This is a genomic window from Pseudomonas sp. RGM2987, assembly GCF_022952855.1.
Lineage (GTDB): Bacteria > Pseudomonadota > Gammaproteobacteria > Pseudomonadales > Pseudomonadaceae > Aquipseudomonas.
The window spans coordinates 1-22,863 of record NZ_JALJDX010000156.1 but is presented as its reverse complement, the minus strand read 5'-3'; the positions used below and the strand labels follow the sequence as shown (position 1 = coordinate 22,863).

The 22,863-nt window shown below is 61.4% G+C and carries 29 protein-coding genes; 18 read left to right on the top strand and 11 right to left on the bottom strand.

Translation table 11 applies throughout. The annotated features are described in order from the left end of the window. Nucleotides 1-31 precede the first annotated feature (31 nt). Nucleotides 32-397: a histone-like nucleoid-structuring protein, MvaT/MvaU family gene (locus RGM2987_RS06775; RefSeq protein WP_245139339.1), complete on the top strand. Its 366-nt coding sequence runs from the start codon at nt 32-34 to the stop codon at nt 395-397. 96 nt (nt 398-493) lie between these two features. Here the strand turns inward: RGM2987_RS06775 and RGM2987_RS06770 are convergent, their stop codons facing one another. Then, a complete protein-coding gene (locus RGM2987_RS06770) occupies nt 494-1,012 on the bottom strand; it encodes a DUF4946 domain-containing protein (RefSeq protein ID WP_245139346.1) in 519 nt (172 codons plus the stop codon). A 193-nt stretch (nt 1,013-1,205) separates the two neighbouring features. Here RGM2987_RS06770 and gloA point away from each other — a divergent pair, with 193 nt between their 5' ends. Beyond that, nucleotides 1,206-1,727, top strand: a complete 522-nt coding sequence (gloA, locus tag RGM2987_RS06765) for a lactoylglutathione lyase (protein ID WP_245139338.1) — start codon at nt 1,206-1,208, stop codon at nt 1,725-1,727. Nucleotides 1,728-1,971: 244 nt separating this feature from the next. Here the strand turns inward: gloA and ahpF are convergent, their stop codons facing one another. From ahpF to galU, 4 genes are all read right to left on the bottom strand, one after another. Beyond that, nucleotides 1,972-3,534 (bottom strand): alkyl hydroperoxide reductase subunit F, encoded by a 1,563-nt coding sequence (ahpF, locus tag RGM2987_RS06760; RefSeq protein ID WP_245139337.1) that lies wholly within the window; start codon nt 3,532-3,534, stop codon nt 1,972-1,974. Between the two features lie 123 nt (nt 3,535-3,657). After that, entirely contained in the window at nt 3,658-4,221 is a 564-nt protein-coding gene (gene ahpC / locus RGM2987_RS06755; protein WP_011061677.1) for an alkyl hydroperoxide reductase subunit C, read from the bottom strand. A 205-nt stretch (nt 4,222-4,426) separates the two neighbouring features. Further along, entirely contained in the window at nt 4,427-5,782 is a 1,356-nt protein-coding gene (gene gorA / locus RGM2987_RS06750; protein ID WP_245139336.1) for a glutathione-disulfide reductase, read from the bottom strand. A gap of 296 nt (nt 5,783-6,078) precedes the next feature. Further along, nucleotides 6,079-6,918, bottom strand: coding sequence for a UTP--glucose-1-phosphate uridylyltransferase GalU (gene galU, locus RGM2987_RS06745; protein ID WP_003182953.1), 840 nt, complete (start codon nt 6,916-6,918; stop codon nt 6,079-6,081). Nucleotides 6,919-7,151: 233 nt separating this feature from the next. On the opposite strand from galU, the gene RGM2987_RS06740 reads away from it, so the two are divergent. Next, nucleotides 7,152-7,364, top strand: a complete 213-nt coding sequence (locus RGM2987_RS06740) for a hypothetical protein (RefSeq protein WP_245139335.1) — start codon at nt 7,152-7,154, stop codon at nt 7,362-7,364. 115 nt (nt 7,365-7,479) lie between these two features. Beyond that, nucleotides 7,480-7,761, top strand: coding sequence for a hypothetical protein (locus RGM2987_RS06735; RefSeq protein WP_245139334.1), 282 nt, complete (start codon nt 7,480-7,482; stop codon nt 7,759-7,761). 10 nt (nt 7,762-7,771) lie between these two features. Here the strand turns inward: RGM2987_RS06735 and RGM2987_RS06730 are convergent, their stop codons facing one another. Continuing rightward, nucleotides 7,772-8,002 (bottom strand): hypothetical protein, encoded by a 231-nt coding sequence (locus RGM2987_RS06730; protein ID WP_245139333.1) that lies wholly within the window; start codon nt 8,000-8,002, stop codon nt 7,772-7,774. 109 nt (nt 8,003-8,111) lie between these two features. Then, on the bottom strand, nt 8,112-8,462 hold the full coding sequence (locus tag RGM2987_RS06725) for a hypothetical protein (protein WP_245139332.1): 351 nt from the start codon (nt 8,460-8,462) through the stop codon (nt 8,112-8,114). 178 nt (nt 8,463-8,640) lie between these two features. On the opposite strand from RGM2987_RS06725, the gene RGM2987_RS06720 reads away from it, so the two are divergent. From RGM2987_RS06720 to ada, 5 genes are all read left to right on the top strand, one after another. Further along, entirely contained in the window at nt 8,641-8,943 is a 303-nt protein-coding gene (locus tag RGM2987_RS06720; RefSeq protein WP_003182962.1) for a DUF1883 domain-containing protein, read from the top strand. Between the two features lie 30 nt (nt 8,944-8,973). Then, a complete protein-coding gene (locus RGM2987_RS06715; protein WP_245139331.1) occupies nt 8,974-9,144 on the top strand; it encodes a hypothetical protein in 171 nt (56 codons plus the stop codon). A 264-nt stretch (nt 9,145-9,408) separates the two neighbouring features. Then, entirely contained in the window at nt 9,409-10,125 is a 717-nt protein-coding gene (locus RGM2987_RS06710; protein WP_245139330.1) for a 2OG-Fe(II) oxygenase, read from the top strand. Next, nucleotides 10,112-10,792, top strand: coding sequence for a DNA oxidative demethylase AlkB (gene alkB / locus RGM2987_RS06705; RefSeq protein ID WP_245139329.1), 681 nt, complete (start codon nt 10,112-10,114; stop codon nt 10,790-10,792). Before RGM2987_RS06710 ends, alkB begins: the two co-directional genes overlap by 14 nt. Nucleotides 10,793-10,880: 88 nt before the next feature. After that, nucleotides 10,881-11,954 carry a bifunctional DNA-binding transcriptional regulator/O6-methylguanine-DNA methyltransferase Ada gene (ada, locus tag RGM2987_RS06700; protein ID WP_245139328.1) on the top strand — a complete coding sequence of 358 codons (1,074 nt, stop codon included), beginning with the start codon at nt 10,881-10,883 and terminating at the stop codon, nt 11,952-11,954. Here the strand turns inward: ada and RGM2987_RS06695 are convergent. Beyond that, the gene (locus RGM2987_RS06695; protein ID WP_245139327.1) at nt 11,918-12,406 is read right to left on the bottom strand and encodes a GyrI-like domain-containing protein; all 489 of its coding nucleotides are present in this window, start codon (nt 12,404-12,406) and stop codon (nt 11,918-11,920) included. The genes ada and RGM2987_RS06695 overlap by 37 nt on opposite strands. A 149-nt stretch (nt 12,407-12,555) precedes the next feature. Here RGM2987_RS06695 and RGM2987_RS06690 point away from each other — a divergent pair, with 149 nt between their 5' ends. From RGM2987_RS06690 to RGM2987_RS06655, 8 genes are all read left to right on the top strand, one after another. Beyond that, the gene (locus RGM2987_RS06690; protein WP_245139326.1) at nt 12,556-13,629 is read left to right on the top strand and encodes a nitronate monooxygenase family protein; all 1,074 of its coding nucleotides are present in this window, start codon (nt 12,556-12,558) and stop codon (nt 13,627-13,629) included. 125 nt (nt 13,630-13,754) lie between these two features. Continuing rightward, nucleotides 13,755-14,507 (top strand): molybdate ABC transporter substrate-binding protein, encoded by a 753-nt coding sequence (gene modA / locus RGM2987_RS06685; protein WP_245139325.1) that lies wholly within the window; start codon nt 13,755-13,757, stop codon nt 14,505-14,507. Next, nucleotides 14,508-15,188, top strand: coding sequence for a molybdate ABC transporter permease subunit (modB, locus tag RGM2987_RS06680; protein ID WP_245139324.1), 681 nt, complete (start codon nt 14,508-14,510; stop codon nt 15,186-15,188). 3 nt (nt 15,189-15,191) lie between these two features. Continuing rightward, nucleotides 15,192-16,271, top strand: a complete 1,080-nt coding sequence (gene modC, locus RGM2987_RS06675; RefSeq protein ID WP_245139323.1) for a molybdenum ABC transporter ATP-binding protein — start codon at nt 15,192-15,194, stop codon at nt 16,269-16,271. A 228-nt stretch (nt 16,272-16,499) separates the two neighbouring features. After that, nucleotides 16,500-17,555 (top strand): DNA topoisomerase IB, encoded by a 1,056-nt coding sequence (locus RGM2987_RS06670; RefSeq protein ID WP_245139322.1) that lies wholly within the window; start codon nt 16,500-16,502, stop codon nt 17,553-17,555. A 117-nt stretch (nt 17,556-17,672) separates the two neighbouring features. Beyond that, nucleotides 17,673-18,236: an ATP-dependent Clp protease proteolytic subunit gene (locus RGM2987_RS06665; RefSeq protein WP_245139321.1), complete on the top strand. Its 564-nt coding sequence runs from the start codon at nt 17,673-17,675 to the stop codon at nt 18,234-18,236. A 200-nt stretch (nt 18,237-18,436) separates the two neighbouring features. After that, nucleotides 18,437-18,616: a general stress protein gene (locus RGM2987_RS06660; RefSeq protein WP_186614672.1), complete on the top strand. Its 180-nt coding sequence runs from the start codon at nt 18,437-18,439 to the stop codon at nt 18,614-18,616. A gap of 60 nt (nt 18,617-18,676) precedes the next feature. Further along, nucleotides 18,677-18,904, top strand: a complete 228-nt coding sequence (locus RGM2987_RS06655) for a hypothetical protein (protein WP_245139320.1) — start codon at nt 18,677-18,679, stop codon at nt 18,902-18,904. Between the two features lie 204 nt (nt 18,905-19,108). Here the strand turns inward: RGM2987_RS06655 and RGM2987_RS06650 are convergent, their stop codons facing one another. Further along, on the bottom strand, nt 19,109-19,855 hold the full coding sequence (locus RGM2987_RS06650; protein ID WP_245139319.1) for an OBAP family protein: 747 nt from the start codon (nt 19,853-19,855) through the stop codon (nt 19,109-19,111). Between the two features lie 91 nt (nt 19,856-19,946). Further along, nucleotides 19,947-20,480 carry a DUF3087 family protein gene (locus RGM2987_RS06645; RefSeq protein WP_245139318.1) on the bottom strand — a complete coding sequence of 178 codons (534 nt, stop codon included), beginning with the start codon at nt 20,478-20,480 and terminating at the stop codon, nt 19,947-19,949. 217 nt (nt 20,481-20,697) lie between these two features. Here RGM2987_RS06645 and ppnN point away from each other — a divergent pair, with 217 nt between their 5' ends. Next, nucleotides 20,698-22,071: a nucleotide 5'-monophosphate nucleosidase PpnN gene (gene ppnN, locus RGM2987_RS06640; RefSeq protein ID WP_245139317.1), complete on the top strand. Its 1,374-nt coding sequence runs from the start codon at nt 20,698-20,700 to the stop codon at nt 22,069-22,071. Nucleotides 22,072-22,109: 38 nt separating this feature from the next. Here the strand turns inward: ppnN and RGM2987_RS06635 are convergent, their stop codons facing one another. Continuing rightward, on the bottom strand, nt 22,110-22,778 hold the full coding sequence (locus tag RGM2987_RS06635; protein ID WP_245139345.1) for an HAD-IA family hydrolase: 669 nt from the start codon (nt 22,776-22,778) through the stop codon (nt 22,110-22,112). Between the last annotated feature and the right edge of the window lie 85 nt (nt 22,779-22,863).

Here is a 22,863-nt window from a genome sequence, read left to right as displayed (position 1 = left end):
TCAGCCAAATAATCTGATTGGAGTAACGATTTTGTCCAGACTCGCTGAATTTCGCGCAGCCGAAAAGGCCCTTCAAGAACAGCTCAAGCAGCTGGAATCATTGAAGAATGATGCCGGACTCAAGAAAGAAATCGAATTCGAAGAAAAGCTCCAGGGCCTGATGAAAACCTACGGCAAGAGCCTGCGCGATATCGTCGCTATCCTCGATCCGAACCCGTCCAAGGCCAGTTTGCAGTCGAGCAAGCCTGTCAAGACCCGCCGTGCACGCGTGGTGAAGGTCTACCAGAACCCGCACACCGGCGAGTTGATCGAGACCAAGGGCGGCAACCACCGCGGTTTGAAAGCGTGGAAAGAACAATACGGCGCGGCCACCGTTGATTCATGGTTGCGCGGCTGACCCGACGTCACTTCGATGAAAAAAAGCCCTGACTGGATCAGGGCTTTTTTATGGGTTGAACTTCAGGATTAGTCCGGGCGTATTACGCCAAAGGCCTTATAGTTTCAGGCTGTTTCGTACCGACTGTATTTCATTCTGACTTTCAACATACACCTGCGCCTGCCCGGCATAGGACAGCACATAAGCCTTGCCACCATTTAGTGCCGCAACGAGTGTTTGCGACAGAACATGCCTTCCGTTTTGCGTGATCGTGCAAGTGGTCTCCAGTGCTGTAACCCCACCCAACATGGATGCATGAATCTTATTGCAGACACTTTGGTAACCGCCCTGGAAAAAATCCTTCTGGATTGATTTACGCATCTCCAGCAACACACCTTGCAAGTTGACCTGGTGATCGGGCTCGACCGCTGTGGTCGTCAGCTCCATGACCATCAGCGCGTTACCTGCCGGGTCGCTCTTGGTCGCACGTTGTCGCTGGGTCGCCGACGCGCCGGACGGCAGCGCTTCGACGGACCAACCCGGCGGCCAGGCAACCTGCGGATCGTCCGCCCAGGCGCCGACACTTGCCACCGAGGCAAACGGCAGGACAAACAGCCAAAGGAACGGTCGAATCATTGCACGGGCACTCAAGGATCAATCCCGAAGTCTGAAGCCCCGGGCAGAACCAGGCAATAGCCACACACGGTTTGGCGATGCCACGGCCCTTGCGTATCATGGGCGCACCTGCAAGGAAGCCGTTTTACGCAAGCCCAGGAACCGTCGCACCTGGCTGCGACGCCGTTTGCCCCACTTATTTTCCGGAGGGCCCATGAGCCTGCACGAACTCAATACTTTCCCTGGCGTCACCGCTCAACCTGACGCTGCTACCGCGCAATTCGTCTTCAATCACACCATGTTGCGGGTCAAGGACATCACCCAGTCCCTGGACTTCTACACCCGCGTGCTGGGATTTTCGCTGGTGGAAAAACGCGACTTCCCGGAAGCCGAATTCAGCCTGTATTTCCTCGCCCTGGTGGACAAGAGCCAGATCCCGGCCGATGCAGCAGCCCGTACCGAATGGATGAAGTCGATCCCGGGGATCCTGGAACTGACCCACAACCACGGTACTGAAAACGATCCGGCGTTTGCCTACCACAATGGCAACAGCGACCCACGCGGGTTCGGCCACATCTGCATCTCCGTGCCGGACGTCGTCGCTGCGTGCGAGCGCTTCGAAGCACTGGGCTGCGACTTCCAGAAACGCCTGAGCGACGGACGCATGAAAAGCCTGGCCTTCATCAAGGACCCGGATGGCTACTGGGTCGAAATCATCCAGCCTGCGCCGCTCTAAGCAGCACAGGGAGCCAGGCATGGGGGATTTTGCTGAAGACTGATGCAAGCTGCCCCGACGCTTTCGCGGGCAAGCCCGCTCCCACAGTAGTTCGCGTCGACCACAGTAATTCTGTACGACATGACTCTGGTGTGGGAGCTGGCTTGCTCGCGAATGGCGCAACCCGGTCATGAGCTGATCTGCAAAAAATAAAAAACCCCATGGGCCAGGCCCATGGGGTTTTGTTTTTCCTGCTTTCGGCAACTTATGCTGGGGCGGAGGTCCGGATCAGGTGGTCGAAAGCGCTCAACGAAGCCTTGGCCCCCTCGCCCACGGCGATCACGATCTGCTTGTACGGCACGGTGGTCACGTCACCGGCGGCAAACACGCCGGGGATCGAGGTTTCACCCCGGGCATCGACGATGATCTCGCCACGCCGCGACAGCTCGACGGTCCCCTTGAGCCAATCGGTGTTGGGCAACAGGCCGATCTGCACGAAGATCCCCTCCAGCGCCACATCGCGCACTTCACCGCTTGGACGGTCCTTGTAGCGCAGGCCGTTGACCTTCTGGCCGTCCCCGGTCACTTCGGTGGTCTGGGCGTTGGTGATCACCGTCACGTTCGGCAGGCTATGCAGCTTGCGCTGCAATACCGCGTCGGCACGCAATTGCACATCGAACTCCAGCAAGGTGACATGAGACACGATACCGGCCAGGTCGATGGCCGCTTCGACGCCGGAGTTGCCGCCGCCGATCACCGCCACACGCTTGCCTTTGAACAGCGGGCCGTCGCAGTGCGGGCAGTACGCGACGCCCTTGTTGCGGTATTGCTGCTCGCCCGGCACGTTCATTTCGCGCCAGCGGGCACCGGTCGCCAGGATCACGGTCTTGGCCTTGAGGCTGGCGCCACTGGCGAAGCGGATTTCGTGGAGTGCGCCGTCCCGGCCTGCCACCAGCGCATCGGCGCGTTGCAGGTTCATGATGTCCACGTCGTACTGCTTGACGTGTTCTTCCAGGGCGACAGCCAGTTTCGGACCTTCGGTTTCCTGGACCGAGATGAAGTTCTCGATCGCCATGGTGTCCAGCACCTGGCCGCCGAAACGCTCTGCCGCAACGCCGGTGCGGATGCCTTTACGCGCGGCATAGATCGCCGCCGAAGCACCAGCCGGGCCGCCGCCGACCACCAGCACATCGAAGGCATCCTTGGCGCTGATTTTCTCAGCCTGGCGCTCGATGCCGCTGGTGTCGATCTTGGCGAGGATTTCTTCCAGGCCCATGCGGCCCTGGCCGAAGTTCACGCCATTGAGGTAGATGCTCGGCACGGCCATGATCTGGCGTTCGTCGACTTCGGCCTGGAACAGCGCACCGTCGATGGCGACGTGACGAATGTTGGGGTTCAGCACCGCCATCAGGTTCAGCGCCTGGACCACGTCCGGGCAGTTCTGGCACGACAGCGAGAAATAAGTCTCGAAGTTGAACTCGCCTTTGAGGGCGCGGATCTGTTCAATGACTTCGACACTGGCCTTGGACGGGTGGCCGCCGACTTGCAGCAAGGCCAGCACCAGCGAAGTGAATTCGTGGCCCATGGGGATACCGGCAAAGCGCAGGCTGATATCGGCTCCCGGGCGATTCAACGAGAACGAAGGCTTGCGCGCATCGTTGCCGTTGTCGAGCAAGCTAATCTGGGTGGAAAGACTGGCGACGTCTTTGAGTAACGCGAGCATTTCCTGGGATTTCGCACCGTCGTCGAGGGATGCGACGATCTCGATCGGCTGTGTGACCCGTTCCAGGTATGACTTCAACTGAGCTTTAAGATTGGCGTCCAACATACGGGCGATTTCCATTTTTGAATTTCAGAAAAAACAACGCCCGAGCGAATCTCGCCCGGGCGTTTTTTGTGGGCGGTGCGGCTTGCTTAAGTGCGGATGACCGCCCTCAAAGGACTCACGGTCTTAGATCTTGCCGACCAGGTCCAGGGACGGAGCCAGGGTGGCCTCGCCTTCTTTCCACTTGGCTGGGCAAACTTCGCCCGGGTGAGCGGCAACGTACTGAGCGGCCTTGATCTTGCGCAGCAGCTCGGAAGCGTCACGGCCTACACCGCCGTCGTTGATTTCGACGATCTTGATCTGGCCTTCAGGGTTGATCACGAAAGTACCGCGGTCAGCCAGGCCAGCTTCTTCGATCAGCACGTCGAAGTTGCGGGAGATAGCCAGGGTCGGGTCGCCGATCATGGTGTACTGGATTTTGCCGATGGCTGGCGAGGTGTTGTGCCAGGCAGCGTGGGCAAAGTGGGTGTCGGTCGACACGCTGTAGATCTCGACGCCCAGTTTCTGGAATTCGGCGTAGTTGTCGGCCAGGTCTTCCAGCTCGGTTGGGCAAACGAAGGTGAAGTCAGCCGGGTAGAAGAACACGACCGACCACTTGCCTTTCAGGTCAGCGTCCGATACTTCGACGAATGCGCCGTTTTTGAAGGCGGTAGCTTTGAACGGTTTAACTTGGCTGTTGATGATAGGCATCGGTGTTTCTCCGTCAGGGTTGAAAAGTTGATGGGGTGAAGCTTACCCACTCATTCCGCGGCTGGCTCATTGGCAAAGCTCATGCGAATGATTGGTTTTGGCTATCAGGAATCTATATAGATAGAAGAAATCTGTAGGCGCGGCACTGACGGGTAAAACGAGACCGCATTCCTTGCGGAGCGCAGCCTCGCCAGCCCTTACACAGTCACGCGCTAGGGGTGCGCATGGTGACGAATTCTTCAGCGGCGGTGGGGTGCACACCGATGGTTTCGTCGAAGTCGCGCTTGGTGGCGCCGGCCTTGAGCGCGATAGCCAGGCCCTGAACGATTTCGCCGGCGTCCGGCCCGACCATGTGGCAGCCCAGGACCTTGTCGGTGCGGGCGTCCACCACCAGTTTCATCAAGGTGCGCTCCTGGCACTCGGTCAGGGTGAGCTTCATCGGCCGGAAGCGGCTTTCGAAAATCTGCACCTCGTGCCCCTCGTCCCGGGCCTGTTCTTCGGTCAGGCCAACCGTGCCGATGTTCGGCAGGCTGAACACGGCGGTGGGAATCATCCGGTAATCCACCAGGCGATACTGCTCAGGCTTGAACAGCCGCCGCGCCACCGCCATGCCTTCGGCCAGGGCTACCGGCGTCAGTTGTACGCGACCGATCACGTCGCCGATCGCCAGGATCGACGGCTCAGCGGTCTCGTACTGCTCGTTGACCTGGACGAAGCCCTTCTCATCCAGCGTGACGCCGGTATTCTCCAGGCCCAGGTTGTCGAGCATCGGGCGCCGGCCGGTGGCGTAGAACACGCAGTCGGTGAGCAACGTACGACCGTCCTTGAGAGTCACCCGCAGGCTGGTGTCGTCCAACTTGTCGATGCGTTCGATGTCGGCGTTGAATTGCAGGTCCAGGCCGCGGCGGGTCAGCTCTTCGGCCAAGTGCTTGCGCACCGCGCCATCGAAGCCGCGCAGGAACAGGTCGCCTCGGTAGAGCAACGAGGTCTGCGCGCCCATGCCGTGGAAGATCCCGGCGAACTCCACGGCGATATAGCCACCGCCCACCACCAGCACGCGCCTGGGCAGTTGCTTGAGGAAAAACGCCTCGTTGGAGCTGATGGCGTGCTCGCGTCCCGGAATGTCTGGAATCACCGGCCAGCCGCCCGTGGCAATCATGATGTGCCGGGCGGTGTGGCGCTGGCCGTTGATCTCGACCTCATGGGGCCCGCTGATCCTGGCATGCCCCTCATGCAACACGACCCCGCTATTGACCAGCAGGTTGCGATAGATCCCGTTGAGGCGATTGATTTCCCGGTCCTTGTTGGCGATCAGCGTGGGCCAATCGAAACTCGCCTCGCCCGCGGTCCAGCCATAGGCCGACGCCTGTTCGAACTCCTCGGCGTAATGCGCACCGTAGACCAGCAGCTTCTTCGGCACACAACCGACATTCACGCACGTGCCGCCCAGGTAACGGCTTTCCGCCACGGCCACCTTCGCGCCGAAACCGGCGGCGAACCGCGCAGCCCGCACCCCGCCGGAACCGGCGCCAATCACGTACAAGTCAAAATCGTAGGCCATTTCTATCTCCTTCGGCAGGCCATCAGCATACCTGCAGTTCGCGCGCGAGGTAGCGTTGCGATGGTTATGGGGGCGGAAAATCAAAAAGCCAGCCCAGGGACTCTCGGTTGGCACCTGTGGCGAGGGAGCTTGCTCCCGCTCGGCTGCGAAGCAGACGCCTTCCGGCCTGTGGATGATCGTACTTGGGGCGCTGCGCGCCCAGCGGGAGCAAGCTCCCTCGCCACGGGTCCGCGACGGGCCGCAAAAAAAAACGCCCCGAACCAGTCGGGGCGTTTTTCAGGGCGCGGCGTGGGCTATCAGTAAGCCTTGCCGGTCTTGTAGAAGTTCTCGAAGCAGAAGTTGGTCGCGTCGATATAACCTTCGGCGCCGCCGCAGTCGAAACGCTTGCCCTTGAACTTGTAGGCCATGACACAGCCGTTCTGGGCCTGTTTCATCAGGGCGTCGGTGATCTGGATCTCGCCGCCCTTGCCTGGCTCGGTCTGCTCGATCAGGTCGAAGATGTCCGGGGTCAGGATGTAGCGACCGATGATCGCCAGGTTCGACGGCGCGTCTTCAGGTTTTGGTTTTTCAACCATGCTGTGGACGCGGTAGATGTCGTCGCGGATCATTTCGCCGGCAATCACGCCGTACTTGTTGGTTTCCTGCGGATCGACTTCCTGGATCGCCACGATGGAGCAACGGAACTGCTTGTACAGCTTGACCATCTGGGTCAGCACGCCGTCGCCTTCGAGATTGACGCACAGGTCGTCCGCCAGCACCACGGCGAACGGTTCATCACCGATCAGCGGGCGACCAGTCAGGATCGCGTGGCCCAGTCCTTTCATTTCAGTCTGGCGAGTGTAGGAAAACGAGCACTCGTCCAGCAGTTTGCGGATGCCGACCAGGTATTTTTCCTTGTCGGTGCCCTTGATTTGGTTTTCCAGCTCGTAGCTGATGTCGAAATGGTCTTCCAGGGCGCGCTTGCCACGGCCAGTCACAATGGAGATTTCCGTCAGGCCCGCATCGAGGGCCTCTTCGACGCCGTACTGGATCAGTGGCTTGTTGACCACCGGCAGCATTTCTTTGGGCATGGCTTTAGTCGCTGGCAGGAAGCGAGTACCGTAACCGGCTGCTGGGAACAAGCATTTCTTGATCATATAGGTCCTTGAAAAGGCGGTATGTACGAGTTTCGGCGCAGTCTAATCAGGCGGCGGGCACCTTACAATGCCCGCACTGGCCAACCGATGCCATCATAGAGAAATAAAAACCGGCAGATAGTTCAATCGGCTTTCGGTTCGATGGCGCAACGGCCTCACTGTACGCTCATGGGCGCTGTTTGCGAGCATTTGGCGTATTATGACGCCCCTGATTCCGCCAACGAGGCAGCTAGATGTCGGCTACAAGAAACGCAAACGGTTATTCGGTCAGCCAGGACAAGGACGGCCAGTGGTGGATTATCAACTACCATGGCGAGCAGGTCGCTGGCCCCTTGCCCAGCAAGGCCATGGCGGTGGAAGTGGCCGCGGTGTTCCAGGACGACCGCTCTGCCCCGGCGGCTAAAGAGCGCGAAACGGCTCCCCGCGCGCCCCGCCGCAAGAAATGAAATAGACAAGCCTGCGTTCAATGCATCCTGCGCATTGAACAAGGCTTGTTTAGCTGTACCGGAATGGCCATTCGCTATAACCTCGCGCCTGCCCTCCCTTTCTGATGATGCCCCCATGAAAACACTTCTGGCACTGTTTACAGTCCTGGCCCTGGCAGGCTGTGCCTCGGCGGAAAAAACCTACCTGGACAACGGCGAGCAAGGCCTGGCCATCGATTGCTCGGGCGAAGCCAATTCATGGGCCACTTGCTACGAAAAGGCCGATGCCTCGTGCGCGGGCACCGGCTACCGCATCGTCGGTACCGACGGCACGCCCCAGGCCAACAACAGCGACAAGACCCTGGGGGTCGACGTCGGCAACTACACCAGCCGCAGCGTCGTGGTGGTGTGCAAGTAGCCGCGTGAACTCAGATGTGGATCTCGGCGAACTTGATGCCCAGCCCACGGACGGTCTCGACCAGGTCGTCGAGACGGTTGAAGGATTCGACTTCGTCCTGGTCATCCACCAGGAAAAAACTGCGCCCGGCGCTTTTCTTGAAGAAGACGATCCACTCACCCGGGCTCGCCGGATTCTGGATCACGTGGGTAGCGCAGATAAGCCCTTGCGCATGGCGCTCCCGCACCTGCTCGCGTTTCATCGATCGACTCCAGAAATGACAATGCCGCCAACGTAGACCGTGGCGGCATTTTTTGTCGAGGCCGGCAGTTTATCCGATGCCCGACCGGCTCGTCAGGTGGTCATCGCGCTCAACCGGAGATGCAGGCGTTGGCCGCTTCCTGCACATCGCCCGGACGCACAGGTACATTGGACAGGCTTTCGTGCAGCTTGACGCCGCTGCCACTGGAGCGCTCTTCGATGTCGAACACCGCCGCCGGCATTGATGACAACTTGCCAGGGACAATCACCCGGACACCGTTCTTGTGCGGTTCCATTTGCAGCGAACCGCGACTGTCGGCCAGCCTGTCGGCGACACACTTGGCGTATTCGTGGGGTTTCTTGCCGGAGATGAAGCTCATGGTGGGCGGCGTCTGGTTGATGTCCGATACTGATGCACATCCACTCAAGGCCAATGCCAACATCCACACGCTACGCTTCATACGATTCCTCCAGTAAAGACCCTCCGACAGTGCAAACGCTGTTTTTCTCCAGTGCGCACCCTCTTTATTTCTGCCCTTGCGGCAGTGGGCCGGATATTACCCCCCGGTGCTGATAAACTGCACGCCATTGTCCTTGCTATCGTTTGATTTAGTAGAAAAAGCCCTTCTGGAGGCGCCCATGAAATTCATCCATCAGCGCGAGCACTTGAACGAAGACGACATTGTCGTCATCGAATGCTCGCAAATGTGCAACATCCGCCTGATGAACGACGCCAACTTTCGCAGCTTCAAGAATGGCGGCCGGCACACCTATCACGGCGGCGCGTTCGACACGTTTCCGGCCAGGATCACCGCACCGAGCACCGGTTTCTGGAACATCACCATCGACACCGTCAACCGCCGTGCAATCAGCGTCACCCGCAAGCCGACCCTGACCCACAAGATCAAGATCATCCGGCGCTCCAGCTCGAAACTGAGCTGAGATCAGCCACTCATCCAGACAGGCAGAACCGTGGACCAGACGACCAAATACGTCATCAAGTACAAACTCAACGACGAACGTCGCTTTGAATTCGCACAGTTGAAAACCGGCAGCGAGGAAGAAGCCCGGGCAGCGCTGGAGGCGATGCATGGCCAGACCGGTGATGTGATCAGCGAGGTCAAGGTCAGTAAGGCGTTGTAGAAACCCGCTCCAGTGGCGAGGGGCTTATGTGGCGAGGGAGCTTGCTCCCGCTGGGTGGCGCAGCCGCCCCAATAATATCTTCCAGCTAGAACGTGTTGGCAGGTGTTACGACTGCTGCGCAGCCGAGCGGGAGCAAGCTCCCTCGCCACAGGGTTTGGGGCGCCCTGCCGGCATCGGTTGGACGTTATTGCACCGCAAGATCCGGAGTGGCCGCCCCCCAAGGGTTTGCCAGACTGACCGATCCTTCCCACCAAGGATTGCCTCATGTCCCCGCCCACATTGATCCAACGCATCCAACCCCTTGACTGGCCGCACCTCGAACAAAGTCTCGACCAGGACGGCAGCGCAATCATCCGCAACCTGCTGTCGGCCAGCCAATGCCAATCGCTCGGCAACCTGTACGCCGAGCCGGGTAATTTTCGTTCCCGGGTGATCATGGCCCGTCATGGATTCGGTCGTGGCGAGTACCAATATTTTCGCTATCCGCTGCCCGATACCGTCCAGCAACTGCGTCAGTCGTTGTATCCGCTGCTGGTGCCGCTGGCGAACCGCTGGAATGAATGCATGGGGATCGAAGTACGGTACCCCGACGAACATGCCGACTTTATCCAGCGTTGCCATACCGCCGGACAACCGCGGCCAACCCCGTTGTTGTTGCAATACGGCCCGCAGGACTACAACTGCTTGCATCAGGATGTATACGGCGAGCAGGTGTTCCCGTTGCAGGTCGCGATCCTGCTGTCAGAACCAGGCCAGGACTTTACCGGGGGTGAATTCGTCCTCACCGAGCAACGCCCACGCATGCAGTCGCGGCCTCAGGTCATCGATCTGAAACAAGGCGATGCGCTGGTATTTGCCGTGCACCAACGGCCCGTCAAAGGCGTTCGCGGTTATTATCGGGTGAACATGCGCCATGGCGTCAGTCGCGTGCACAGCGGCAGACGGCACACCTTGGGAATCATTTTTCATGATGCACAGTAATGACACGCCCATCACCCTGGATCTGTTCGCCGACCAGGCGCCCACCACGCTCGGCCAGACCGAACGCATCGGCCAGCAATCGTTCGTGCTGCGTGGCTTCGCCCTGCCCTGGCTGGACCGTTTGCTGCCGGCGCTGGAGACAGTGTTGCAGGCCGCACCGTTCCGGCAGATGGTCACACCCGGCGGCTTCACCATGTCGGTGGCCCTGACCAGCTGCGGTGCGCTGGGCTGGACCACCGACCGCAGCGGCTATCGCTACACCCACCAGGACCCGCAGACCGGCCAATCCTGGCCCGCCATGCCGGCGCTGTTGCGCGAGCTGGCCCAGGCCGCCGCCGCAGCGGCGCATTTCGAACACTTCGAGCCCGATGCCTGCCTGATCAACCGCTACGTGCCCGGGGCGCGGATGTCGTTGCACCAGGACAAGAACGAACGTGATTTCAGCGCGCCCATCGTCTCGATATCCCTGGGCCTGCCGGCGGTGTTTCAGTTCGGTGGGTTCGAGCGCAGCGACAAGAGCCTGCGTGTCCCGCTGTTCCATGGCGACATCGTGGTCTGGGGCGGCGTCGACCGGTTGCGTTACCACGGCGTGCTGCCGCTCAAGCCAGGACAGCACCCGCGCCTGGGTGCCCAACGGATCAACCTGACGTTTCGCACGGCTGGCTGAAGGCGCAGAATTCGACCGCAAGACCCGGAGTGTCGCAGCCCTGTTGGCTCGCTACTGTAGGCAAAACGGGCCAATGGACATAACGACCATGAACAGCACTTCGAACACTCTCGCCCCTGAACTGGATCCGCGCTGGGCCGCCGTACTCGCCCGGGATCCGCGCGCCGACGGGCAATTCGTCTACGGGGTGAAAACCACCGGCATCTATTGCCACCCCAGCAGCCTGTCGCGCCTGCCCAACCCGCGCAACGTCGAATTCTTCGACACCCCGGAACAGGCCCAGGCTGCAGGTTATCGTCCCAGCAAGCGCTCGGCGCGAGACCAGACCCAGATCGCCGCCCAGCAAGCGGCCCGGGTCGCGGCGGCCTGCCGACAGATCGAAGCGGCTGAAGAGCTGCCCGGCCTGAACGAGTTGGCACGCACCGCGGGCTTGAGCCCCTTCCATTTCCATCGGGTGTTCAAGGCTGTCACTGGCCTGACGCCCAAGGCTTATGCCGCCGCGCACCGTTCACGCAAACTGCGCGAACGTCTGACCGATGGCAGCACTGTTACCGAGGCGCTGTACGACGCCGGTTTCAACTCCAACAGCCGCTTCTATGAAGCCGCCGACAAAGTGCTCGGCATGAAACCCACCGATTACCGCGCCGCCGGGCAGAACACCGACATCCGCTTTGCTGTCGGCCAATGCTCTCTCGGTGCGATCCTGGTGGCGCAGAGCGAGCGCGGCGTGTGCGCGATCCTGCTGGGGGACGACCCGGACGCACTGGTGCGAGACCTGCAAGACAAATTCCGCCGCGCCAACCTGATCGGCGCCGACCGCGAGTTCGAGCAGTTGATCGCCCAGGTAGTGGGCTTCATCGAGGCGCCCGCGCTGGGCCTGGACCTGCCTCTGGATCTGCGCGGCACGGCGTTCCAGGAGCGGGTCTGGCAGGCCCTGCGGGAGATTCCGCCGGGCAGCACCGCCAGCTACGCCGAGATCGCCCAGCGCATCGGCCTGCCCAAAGCGGTACGCGCCGTGGCCCAGGCTTGCGGGGCCAACAGCCTGGCGGTGGCGATTCCCTGCCACCGGGTGGTGCGCAGCGACGGCAACTTGTCGGGCTATCGCTGGGGCGTGGAGCGCAAGCGTCAGCTGTTGGCGCTGGAGCGCTCCTCGCAGGACTGAACGCCAATGTAGATCGCCACCGAATCGGGACTGTTGTAGACCTCGAAATCAGTGGTGAAGCGACGCAAGGTTTGCGGATTGTCGGCGAAATAAGCCCAGATCAAGCCCCAGGTCTGGATCACGCAATCGGGCATCGGGCCTTTCGCCGAAAACACCAGGTAATCCCCGCCTTCGATCTCCACGGCGGGGTAGCCGGCGCTCGTCGCGTCCACCTGCACGCCAGCGGTCACGTCGAAGTGGCCGGTGGCGTCGGACTCATAGTCGGAATAGACCCAGTAGACGAACGGCTCCGACTGCCGGGCGGGGATCGTGTCAAACAGGCCTTCGGTGAAGAACTGCTGCCACATCGGGCCGATCTTCGCCGTGTCGGATTGCTGTTCGTCGGTGTTGCGGGTGCGCACCCGCAAGCCGGCCACGGTGAAAGGTTCGACGGTCTTGAGTTTTACGTCCATGAGTCAGTCTCCTTGATCAGTGAAGCGCCCATGTTAGCGATCCCGCCGCCGGGATCAAAGGCTCGCGCTCGATTGAAAAACTCGACTGGCCCTCGCTGCCCTACACCTGCTAAAAACGCTTCTTTCCTTCTGCCGTCGGAGACCCGCACATGAGCCAGTGGCCAGACACCCGCATTCTTGATCTGCTCGGTATCGAGCTGCCGATAATCCAGGGGCCGCTGGCCGGGGTGACCGGGCCGGCGATGGTGGTCGCGACCTGCAATGCCGGCGGGCTGGGCTCGATGCCGGCGGCCATGCTTGACGTCGAGCAACTGCATCAGGCGCTGACGACTATCAGCGAACAGACCGACAGACCGTTCAACGTAAACTTCTTCAGCCACCAGCCGCCGGTGTTCGATGAGCAGCGAGCCGAGGCCTGGAAGCAACGGCTCAAACCCTACTACGAGGAGCTGGGTGCGGATTTCGACGCGCCGACGCCAGTGTCCAACCGCACGCCATTCGATGACGCGGCCTGCCGAGTGCTGGAAGAATTGCGTCCCAAGGTGGTGAGCTTTCACTTCGGCCTGCCGGAGCAATCCCTGCTGGACCGGGTGAAAGCTACCGGGGCGAAAATCCTCTCGTCGGCGACCACCGTCGAAGAAGCGATCTGGCTGGAACGGCACGGTTGCGACGCGATCATCGCCATGGGCTATGAAGCCGGCGGCCATCGCGGGATGTTTCTCAGCGACGACCTCAATACCCAGGTCGGGCTGTTTGCCTTGCTGCCTCAAGTGGTGGACGCGGTGAAAGTGCCGGTGATTGCCACCGGCGGCATTGGCGATGCGCGAGGGATTGTCGCAGCCTTCGCCCTTGGCGCGTCGGCGGTGCAATTGGGCAGCGCGTACCTGTTCACGCCCGAGGCCAAGATCAGCGCCTCCCATCACCGGGCACTGCGCACGGCCAGGGAAAGCCAGACCGCCGTCACCAACTTGTTCACTGGCCGCCCGGCCCGAGGCATCGTCAACCGGGTGATGCGTGAAGTCGGCCCGATGAGCCCACTGGCCCCGGCCTTTCCCTTGGCGGGCGGCGCGTTGATGCCGCTACGGGCCAAGGACGAAGCGGACTTCAGCAACCTCTGGGCCGGCCAGGCGTTCCCGTTGGGCCGCGAGCTATCAAGCGCTGAACTGACCCGGCGGCTGGCTGAGGAGGCGTTGGCGTTGCTGCATGGCCGAGGCAAAGCCTGAGTCGGGTGGTGGCTGATCGATCGCCATCGCAGGCTCTGATCCCCCGACAAAATGCCGCGTTCCGTTTGCCGGAGATTCGCTATATATTTCGGTATATAGCGAACCTATCCCCACGGAGCCTACCCATGCGCCTCACCCGCCTCGCGCCGTTGCTGCTGACAACCTTCTTTTCCATCGGTGCTGTCCAGGCCGCTGAAGTGCAGGTGGCAGTGGCCGCCAATTTCAGCGCGCCGATCCAGGCCATGGCCGCCGATTTTGAAAAAGACACCGGCCACAAGCTGGTGGCGGCGTACGGCGCGACCGGGCAGTTTTATACGCAGATCAAGAATGGCGCGCCCTTCGAGGTGTTCCTCGCCGCCGACGACACCACCCCCGCCAGGCTCGAAAGCGAAGGCGATGCCATCAAGGGGTCGCGCTTCACCTACGCCGTTGGCAGCCTGGCGTTGTGGTCGGCCAAGGACAACTATGTCGATGATCAGGGCCAGGTGCTCAAGCACGATGGCTTCCAACACTTGTCCATCGCCAACCCGAAAGCTGCACCCTACGGCCTGGCGGCAACCCAGGTATTGGATAAGCTGGGACTGGCCGCCCAAGTCAAAAACAAGCTCGTCGAAGGCCAGAACATCACCCAGGCCTATCAGTTCATCTCCACCGGCAACGCCGAACTCGGCTTCGTGGCCTTGTCGCAGATCTACAAGGACGGCAAGCTCACCAGCGGTTCGGCGTGGATTGTCCCGGCCGAACTGCATGACCCGATCAAACAGGACGCGGTAATCCTCGACAAGGGCCGGGACAACCCCGCCGCCGCCGCGCTGATGGATTACCTCAAGGGCCCCAAAGCCGCCGCCATCCTCCAAGCCTACGGTTACCAACGCTAAATGCCCCTGACCAGCGCCGACTATTGCGCCATCTGGCTGACCCTCAAGCTGGCCTCGCTGACCACGGTGATCCTGCTGCTCATCGGCACACCCATCGCCTTGTGGCTGTCACGCACCCGCTCCTGGCTGCGCGGGCCGGTGGGTGCCGTGGTGGCATTGCCCTTGGTGCTGCCGCCCACCGTGATCGGCTTTTACCTGCTACTGGCCTTGGGGCCGAACGGCTGGATCGGCCAGTTCACCCAGGCCCTTGGGCTGGGCACCCTCACCTTCAGCTTCAGCGGTCTGGTCATCGGCTCGGTGATCTATTCCCTGCCGTTCGTGGTGCAGCCATTGCAGAACGCGTTTGCCGCCATCGGCAGCCGTCCGCTGGAAGTCGCCGCCACCCTGCGGGCCGATCCTTGGGACACGTTTTTCAGCGTCATCCTACCCTTGGCCCGCCCGGGTTTCATCACAGCGGCAATCCTCGGCTTCGCTCACACCGTGGGCGAGTTCGGCGTGGTGTTGATGATCGGCGGCAACATCCCGGCGAAAACCCGGGTGGTGTCGGTGCAGATCTACGACCATGTCGAAGCCCTGGAATACGCCCAGGCCCACTGGCTGGCGGCGGCGATGCTGGTGTTTTCGTTCCTGGTGCTGCTGGCGCTGTATTCCAGCCGCAAAACCCGTGCCGGTTGGAGCTGACCGATGATCAATGCGCGTTTTCAGCTCGACCACGGGGACTTTTCCCTGGACCTGGATGTACAACTGCCGGGCCGTGGCGTAACTGCGCTGTATGGCGAATCAGGCTCCGGCAAGACCACCTGCCTGCGTTGCATCGCCGGGCTGGAGCGTCCCTCCAAAGCTTTCATCGAGGTCAACGGAGAAGTCTGGCAAGACACCGAGCGCGACGTTTTCGTGCCTCCGTATCAACGGGCCCTGGGCTATGTGTTCCAGGAGGCGAGCCTGTTTCCCCATCTGTCGGTGCAAGCCAACCTGGCGTTCGGCTTCAAGCGCATCAAGCCGGCGCAACGGCGCGTCGGCCTGGAGCAGGCGAGTGAACTGCTGGGTATCGCACATTTGCTCGATCGCCAGCCGCACAACCTGTCCGGGGGCGAACGGCAACGGGTCGGCATCGCCCGGGCCTTGCTGACCAGCCCGCGCCTGTTGCTGATGGACGAGCCGCTGGCGTCGCTCGATAGCCGGCGCAAGAACGAAATCCTGCCTTATCTGCAACGCCTGCACGATGAACTGGACATCCCGGTGCTGTACGTCAGCCATTCCCAGGACGAGGTGGCACGGCTGGCCGATCACATCGTGCTGCTCGATGCCGGCCGCGCAGTAGCCAGCGGGCCGATTGGCGAAACCCTGGCCCGGCTCGACTTGCCGCTGGCCTTGGGGGATGACGCCGGGGTGGTGATCCAGGGCAAGGTCAGCGGTTACGAACCGGCCTATCAACTGCTCACCCTGAACCTGCCCGACAGTCAGCTGAATATCCGGGTGGCCCATACCGCCCTTGGCATCGGCCAGCCGCTACGGTTCAAGGTCCAGGCCCGGGACGTCAGCCTCAGCCTGGCCAACGACGCCCAGACCAGCATCCTCAACCGCTTGCCCGTCACGGTCGTCAGCGAACTGGCCGCCGACAACGCCGCCCATGTGCTGATCCGCCTGGAAGCCGCCGGCACGCCGTTGCTGGCGCGCATCACCCGCTACTCCCGGGACCAGTTGAAGCTGCACCCGGGGCAGGTGTTGTGGGCGCAGATCAAGGCGGTGGCGGTGTTGGCGTAGGTCCTCATGCTGCACTGATACCCTTGTGGGAGCGGGCTTGCTCGCGAATGCGGTGTGTCAGGCACTTTAAATGTTGGATGTGCCGGCGCATTCGTCGGATCGCCGCCCGGAGCAAGCCCGCTCCCACAGGTATGGTGTTGTACCTGAGTCTGAGAATCTTGGCACCACCGCAACGGCCTGCGGTCAATCATTCCATAGGCCCCCGGATCTGCTGCCAAGGATTTTTCCATGCCCGACACCCCGCCCCCGGATGCACTGCCGGCCGACCTGCACTACGTCGACGACACCGCTCCCGGTATTACCCGCAGGAAACTGCGAGGCAAGTTCTGTTATTTCGATCCCCAGGGCCAACGCATCACCGATGCGGCCGAGATCCAGCGCATCAATGCCCTGGCGGTACCACCGGCCTACACCGATGTGTGGATCTGCACCGACCCGCGCGGCCATTTGCAGGCCACCGGCCGCGATGCCCGGGGGCGCAAGCAATACCGCTACCATGCGCGTTGGCGTGAGGTGCGCGACGCGGACAAATACTCGCGCATGCTGGAGTTCGGTCGCGCCCTGCCGCGCTTGCGCAAGCGTCTGGAGGAAATTCTCGCCACGCCCGGCTTCAGCCGCGACAAGGTCATGGCCACGGTCATTACCTTGCTGGACAAGACCCTGATCCGGGTCGGCAATACCCAGTACGCCCGGGACAATCGTTCCTACGGCCTGACCACCCTGCGCACCCGACATGTCGAGGTCAACGGCAGCGCCATCGCGTTCCAGTTCCGGGGCAAGAGTGGCGTGGAGCACCAGATCACGGTGAAGGACCGGCGCCTGGCGCGGGTGGTCCGGCGTTGCCAGGAAATCCCCGGGCAGAACCTGTTCCAGTACCTGGACGAAAACGGCGAGCGCCACTCCATCAGTTCATCGGACATCAACGCCTATCTCAAGACCCTGACCGGCGCCGATTTCACCGCCAAGGACTACCGCACCTGGGCCGGCAGCGCAGCGGCATTGGCCGGGCTGCGGACGCTGCGCTGGGAAACCGAGACCGAGGCCAAGAAGCACGTGGCCGAGATGGTCAAGCAAGTGGCCCGGCAACTGGGCAATACGCCGACCGTCTGTCGCAAGTGCTACATTCATCCTGCGGTGGTCGAAGGTTTCCTGCTGGGCGCTTTGAGGGAGCTGCCCAAACCCCGGGTACGCAAAGGCCTGAGCGCGGAAGAAGCCGGGCTGACGATGTTCCTGCAACGCATGACGCAAGCCGCCGAGACCTGCGAGCGCAAGCAGTCGGCGTGACGCCCGCACCCAGTGCCGACCGAGAAAGGAGGAACGTTCCGCGCAGCGTTGAACTCCCAACTCTACGCCAGCGCCATGCGCAGACACGCCAACGGATGCAGTCGACAGGAGCTTGAGATGTCCGAACACATTGTCCATTTCCATTGCCAGATCGACCAGGGCACCACGGAACGCTTCCGCGACATCTGCCTGGAAGCCATCGAGAAAGGCGCCGATTCACTGATGCTCAACCTCTCCACCGTGGGCGGGAGCACTAACTTCGGCTTCACCCTCTACACCTTTATCAAATCCCTTCCCGTGCCGGTACGTGCGGTGAATGCCGGCAATATCGAATCGATGGGTATCGTCATGTACCTGGCCGCCAGCGACCGGACTACCACCCCGCACTCACGCTTTCTGATCCATCCCATGAACTGGTATTTCGGCCAGAAATCCGTCGACCATTCACGCTTGCGCGAATACCTGTCCAGCCTGGACAACGACGTGGCGCGCTACGTGGAGATCTATGTGAAGGAGACCACCGGCGCAGCGACCCAATTGGATATTTTCAAGTGTCTGTGCAACGAGGAACGGGTCATCCCGGCGGAAAACTCCCTGGCCTTCGGCATCGCCCATCGGGTCGAGCAAGTGATCTTTCCGGTAGATGCCAAGCATTGGAAAGTCAGCGGCGGCGAAGATTGATTCCTGTACATGCATTAAGGGAATCGTAATTCGCTTATATATAAAAGAGCGTAATGCTGTACAACTTCCAAGCGAAGCGGCTGTATAACTTAATCAACCGTTCGTCGCCAGCGAAACGTTTTTATTAAACTTACCCCGGGAATTTTCCTTCACAGTTAGGCGAGGCAGTTGCTCGCTTAACCAAAATGAGGATTCTCGAAATGGCTAATAGCGGAAACAAGAACCCAGGTAACTTCGCAAACGATCGTGAAAAGGCATCCGAAGCCGGCAAGAAAGGCGGACATGCTTCGGGCGGGAACTTTGCAAACGACCGGGAAAAAGCCTCCGAAGCCGGTAAGAAAGGTGGCGAACGCAGCCATGGCGGCGGCAGGAAATCGTAACCCGAAAACCGTTGGGGCGCAGTGCTGCTGCGCCCTGGCGCTTAAAGCTTCGAGGTCAGCATGAGCAATCACGACCGATTCATCGTCAGTTTCATCGCCGACGGCCAACCCGACAGCCGCGTGCTGGAAGCCGACACCGAGACCTTGAGTGTGAGCGAAGCCGAAGCCCTGCTTAGAATCACTTTCAGTGAACTCAAGGCTGTTGAAATCAGCGATATCCAAGTCCAGAAAAGAACCCGACCGACGGAACAAGAACATGGCGTGCCGGGGCACTTTAAACAGCCGTAGTAACGCGTTATTACCCCATTCAAATATCCCCCAACTCCGTGGCGAGGGAGCTTGCTCCCGCTGGGGTGCGCAGCAGCCCCAGGAAACTTCCCCTCGGTGAGCCGTATTGATCAGTGTCGAGTTTATAGGGGGCTGCTTCGCAGCCCAGCGGGAGCAAGCTCCCTCGCCACGGGAAGTGTTTTCCCCCCGTTGTTTGTCCACCGCTCAATGTGGGTGATCGCCAGTCGGATCCTTGATCTGCCAAACCTTACCCTTCTGCCACGCATCCGCCCCCGGATCCACCGCCGGCGCGTCGATGCCAGCCCGGGCTTTCTTCTTCGCTTCGCTGTCCACCCCCATCCTACTGTTACGCTCTCGCACCAGTTGTGGGTCGATCTGGCCATCGGCGGTGAACCCCATCATCAGTTGCGGCACGCCGTAGGGCAGCGCCTGGGCCTGTTCGGTGTGCCAGGTATGCCAGGTCTTGCCGTAGGTGCTCACAAGATTTGCCATCAACCGGGTCTCGGCCACCTGGGGAATCCCGGGGGCGATCAACTGCCCGGACTTCACTTCATGGACATGGCTGTGCCACAGCTGTTTTTCGCTGACGGGCAGGCCTTCGAACAGGCGCTTGCTGATGATGTACTCCACGCCCATCAGCTTGGCGCCCGAGGTGTTGCCGTCGAAGATGGCGCACTGGAAGACTTCCTCGTTCAGCGCCGAGCAGTAGTGATGCGCTTCCATTTGCCCGGACATACGCCCGTTATAGAAATGGAAACCGTCAAGGTAGGTGTCCAGGGCCTGGAGCGGCGGCTTGTTCTGCATCAGCCCGGCCCCGGTTTCCAGGATCGCGGTGGTTGGGGTCTTCGCGGCGCCCGGCGCATCCACCGGCGAAGGCGTATTGCCGCCGGCGCAGCCGGTCAATCCGACCGCGACCCACAGCAATGTTCCATACACGCGTTTATCCGGCATCTCGTCTCTCCTTTCGATGACTGTTCATCAGAAAGGCGCGCCGGTACCTGGGTTTGATTTTTCCGGCTGGACACCGACGAGCGGGCGACTGTCAGCGCTTGCCGTAGGCCAGCTTGACCGCTTCTATCCAGGCCGGGTCCAGGCGCGACTGTCGGGTATCCAGGCCCAATGTCTGCATCGCGGCCTGATGCGCGTCGGCCTCCCGTGCCAGTGAACCCTGGTCGCTGGAGTTGGCGTCCAGTTGATGCATCTGCGCCAGGCCCAAGTGATAGAACCGCAACAGCTTCATCGCCGCTGGATCCTCCGCCTGCACCCCGGCTTTGACCTGGTGCATCAGGTTGGTGACGCCCATCAGGCTGCGCTTGAGCTGCCAGCCATACACGGCGGCGGCCATCCACGGTTGCGACCAGAAATACAGGCGCATCAGCACTGCCATCAGCAGCACCGCGACAATCACACCGCCGAGGTTGAAGCGAAAGTTATCGCCTCCCGGCGTGCCAAACAGCATCACGGCCAGGCTGGACGACAGCATCGCCAGTACCAGGAACGCCACCGCGATGATCAGGGTGCTGCGGCGGGTCTGTTGCCGGTAAAGACCGGCGTCCCAGGGTTTGATCTCGAACATCGCAGTGCAATTTCCTTGTACGGCATCAAAAGAGTCACGCATTATCGCCTGCCCGGCCGATTTGGCTATGCTGGGGCTCATTTTGTGATGCAACCGACCCGAAGGATCCGGATCAAAGTCCATGGCGATACCGCAAGGATCGTGCGATCTTTCTGCGTGGACGTTTTTTTCAAGATGCCGCCTCTGTGTGTACGGCATCGTTTTCAAGGAAAGCTGAATGACTCAAAGACATGTAATCAACGCCTCGGTGAGCCCGAAGGGCAGCCTGGAGACCTTGTCCCAGCGCGAGGTCCAGCAACTGAGCGAAGCCGGTTCCGGCAGCATCTATACCCTCTTCCGCCAGTGCGCCCTGGCCATCCTCAATACCGGCGCCCATGTCGACAATGCCAAGACCATCCTGGAAGCCTACAAGGACTTCGAGATCCGTATTCACCAGCAGGACCGAGGCGTGCGCCTGGAACTGCTGAACGCGCCGGCCGATGCCTTCGTCGACGGCGAAATGATCGCCAGCACCCGCGAAATGCTGTTCAGTGCCCTGCGCGACATCGTCTACACCGAGAACGAGCTGGACAGCCAGCGCATCGACCTCAGCTCGTCCCAGGGTATCAGCGACTACGTGTTCCACCTGCTGCGCAACGCTCGCACCCTGCGTCCGGGCGTGGAGCCGAAAATCGTCGTGTGCTGGGGCGGTCATTCGATCAACACCGAAGAGTACAAATACACCAAGAAAGTCGGCCACGAACTGGGCCTGCGCAGCCTGGACATCTGCACCGGCTGCGGCCCGGGCGTGATGAAAGGTCCGATGAAAGGCGCGACCATTGCCCATGCCAAGCAGCGGATCCATGGCGGTCGCTACCTGGGCCTGACGGAGCCGGGCATCATCGCCGCCGAGGCGCCGAACCCGATCGTCAACGAGCTGGTGATCCTGCCGGACATCGAGAAGCGCCTGGAAGCCTTCGTGCGTGTCGGCCACGGCATCATCATTTTCCCGGGCGGGGCCGGTACGGCGGAGGAATTCCTCTACCTGCTGGGCATCCTGATGCACCCGGCCAACCAGGACCTGCCGTTCCCGGTGGTCCTCACCGGCCCGAAAAGCGCCGCGCCGTATCTCGACCAACTGCACGCGTTCGTCGGGGCAACCCTGGGCGAGGCGGCGCAGCAGCACTACCAGATCATCATCGACGATCCGGCCGAAGTGGCGCGGCAGATGACCCAGGGGCTCAAGCAGGTCAAGCAGTTCCGTCGCGAGCGCAACGATGCGTTCCACTTCAACTGGTTGTTGAAAATCGACGAAGGCTTCCAGCGCCCATTCGACCCGACCCACGCCAACATGGCCAGCCTGGCCCTGAGTCGTGAACTGCCGCCTCACGAACTGGCCGCCAACCTGCGTCGGGCGTTTTCGGGCATCGTCGCCGGTAACGTCAAGGACAAGGGCATCCGCCTGATCGAGGAACACGGCCCGTACGAAATCCACGGTGACCCGGCCATCATGGAACCCCTCGACCGCCTGCTCCAGGCCTTCGTCGCCCAGCACCGCATGAAACTGCCGGGCGGCGCGGCCTATGTGCCGTGCTACCGCGTGGTGAGCTGACCCGGATCACCAGCACTCCCACAGGAGGATGGTGGTGGTTACGAAAGTGTGTGCAGCCGCATCAGTCCCGCTTCATCTACTTTGACACCAAGCCCGCGGTAATCCCTGACCGACGGATGGGCGGTGTCGAGCGGATGCGTATGCGTCGCCGTCACCACCATCACATCGGCTCCCGCTGCTTCGCCGGCCTGAATGCCAGCAACGGCGTCTTCGAATACCAGGCATTCTCCAGACGTGACCTGCAACCGCTCGGCAGCCACCCGGTAGCAGGCGGGATTGGGTTTGCCGTCGCTCACGTCTTCGGCGCTGACCATCACCGCAGGAGGCGGGATCCCGGCGGCTTCCATGCGGCGCAAGGCCAAGGCCATGGGCGCCGAGGTGACAATTGCCCACTGCCGTGGCGGCAGGCTTTGCAGGAACGCCAAGGCGCCGGGCACGGCCACCACGCCTTCGACATCGTCGATTTCTTCACGGGTAATCTGCGCGGCCTCGACCTCGGCATTCACCCCCGGCAATTGCTGACGGGCGATGGTGTCGATGGCGCGCACGCCATGGATTGTCGGCAAGAACGTCGCCACGTCCACCCCGTGACGCATGGCCCAGCGCGTCCAGATCCGCTCGGCGGCAGCGATGGAGTTGAGCAGCGTACCGTCCATGTCGAAGAGGAAGGCGCGGTAGGTCGGGTTGGAGGGAGAGCTGACTGGCATCGGGTTCTCGGTGACGACGTGGGAAATGACGGCCACTGTAACATCGCCAAGCTACGGATCCCTGTGGGAGCGGGCTTGCTCGCGA

What these genes read in the sequence shown, in the direction of transcription:
- RGM2987_RS06650 (WP_245139319.1), bottom strand. Translation starts at nt 19,855, where the DNA reads ATGCCGGATAAACGCGTGTATGGAACATTGCTGTGGGTCGCGGTCGGA.
- RGM2987_RS06770 (WP_245139346.1), bottom strand. Translation starts at nt 1,012, where the DNA reads ATGATTCGACCGTTCCTTTGGCTGTTTGTCCTGCCGTTTGCCTCGGTG.
- modB (WP_245139324.1), top strand. Translation starts at nt 14,508, where the DNA reads ATGCCCCTGACCAGCGCCGACTATTGCGCCATCTGGCTGACCCTCAAG.
- RGM2987_RS06670 (WP_245139322.1), top strand. Translation starts at nt 16,500, where the DNA reads ATGCCCGACACCCCGCCCCCGGATGCACTGCCGGCCGACCTGCACTAC.
- ada (WP_245139328.1), top strand. Translation starts at nt 10,881, where the DNA reads ATGAACAGCACTTCGAACACTCTCGCCCCTGAACTGGATCCGCGCTGG.
- ppnN (WP_245139317.1), top strand. Translation starts at nt 20,698, where the DNA reads ATGACTCAAAGACATGTAATCAACGCCTCGGTGAGCCCGAAGGGCAGC.
- gorA (WP_245139336.1), bottom strand. Translation starts at nt 5,782, where the DNA reads ATGGCCTACGATTTTGACTTGTACGTGATTGGCGCCGGTTCCGGCGGG.
- gloA (WP_245139338.1), top strand. Translation starts at nt 1,206, where the DNA reads ATGAGCCTGCACGAACTCAATACTTTCCCTGGCGTCACCGCTCAACCT.
- RGM2987_RS06740 (WP_245139335.1), top strand. Translation starts at nt 7,152, where the DNA reads ATGTCGGCTACAAGAAACGCAAACGGTTATTCGGTCAGCCAGGACAAG.
- galU (WP_003182953.1), bottom strand. Translation starts at nt 6,918, where the DNA reads ATGATCAAGAAATGCTTGTTCCCAGCAGCCGGTTACGGTACTCGCTTC.
- ahpC (WP_011061677.1), bottom strand. Translation starts at nt 4,221, where the DNA reads ATGCCTATCATCAACAGCCAAGTTAAACCGTTCAAAGCTACCGCCTTC.
- modA (WP_245139325.1), top strand. Translation starts at nt 13,755, where the DNA reads ATGCGCCTCACCCGCCTCGCGCCGTTGCTGCTGACAACCTTCTTTTCC.
- RGM2987_RS06730 (WP_245139333.1), bottom strand. Translation starts at nt 8,002, where the DNA reads ATGAAACGCGAGCAGGTGCGGGAGCGCCATGCGCAAGGGCTTATCTGC.
- ahpF (WP_245139337.1), bottom strand. Translation starts at nt 3,534, where the DNA reads ATGTTGGACGCCAATCTTAAAGCTCAGTTGAAGTCATACCTGGAACGG.
- RGM2987_RS06720 (WP_003182962.1), top strand. Translation starts at nt 8,641, where the DNA reads ATGAAATTCATCCATCAGCGCGAGCACTTGAACGAAGACGACATTGTC.
- alkB (WP_245139329.1), top strand. Translation starts at nt 10,112, where the DNA reads ATGATGCACAGTAATGACACGCCCATCACCCTGGATCTGTTCGCCGAC.
- RGM2987_RS06660 (WP_186614672.1), top strand. Translation starts at nt 18,437, where the DNA reads ATGGCTAATAGCGGAAACAAGAACCCAGGTAACTTCGCAAACGATCGT.
- RGM2987_RS06725 (WP_245139332.1), bottom strand. Translation starts at nt 8,462, where the DNA reads ATGAAGCGTAGCGTGTGGATGTTGGCATTGGCCTTGAGTGGATGTGCA.
- RGM2987_RS06665 (WP_245139321.1), top strand. Translation starts at nt 17,673, where the DNA reads ATGTCCGAACACATTGTCCATTTCCATTGCCAGATCGACCAGGGCACC.
- RGM2987_RS06690 (WP_245139326.1), top strand. Translation starts at nt 12,556, where the DNA reads ATGAGCCAGTGGCCAGACACCCGCATTCTTGATCTGCTCGGTATCGAG.
- modC (WP_245139323.1), top strand. Translation starts at nt 15,192, where the DNA reads ATGATCAATGCGCGTTTTCAGCTCGACCACGGGGACTTTTCCCTGGAC.
- RGM2987_RS06735 (WP_245139334.1), top strand. Translation starts at nt 7,480, where the DNA reads ATGAAAACACTTCTGGCACTGTTTACAGTCCTGGCCCTGGCAGGCTGT.
- RGM2987_RS06645 (WP_245139318.1), bottom strand. Translation starts at nt 20,480, where the DNA reads ATGTTCGAGATCAAACCCTGGGACGCCGGTCTTTACCGGCAACAGACC.
- RGM2987_RS06710 (WP_245139330.1), top strand. Translation starts at nt 9,409, where the DNA reads ATGTCCCCGCCCACATTGATCCAACGCATCCAACCCCTTGACTGGCCG.
- RGM2987_RS06655 (WP_245139320.1), top strand. Translation starts at nt 18,677, where the DNA reads ATGAGCAATCACGACCGATTCATCGTCAGTTTCATCGCCGACGGCCAA.
- RGM2987_RS06695 (WP_245139327.1), bottom strand. Translation starts at nt 12,406, where the DNA reads ATGGACGTAAAACTCAAGACCGTCGAACCTTTCACCGTGGCCGGCTTG.
- RGM2987_RS06635 (WP_245139345.1), bottom strand. Translation starts at nt 22,778, where the DNA reads ATGCCAGTCAGCTCTCCCTCCAACCCGACCTACCGCGCCTTCCTCTTC.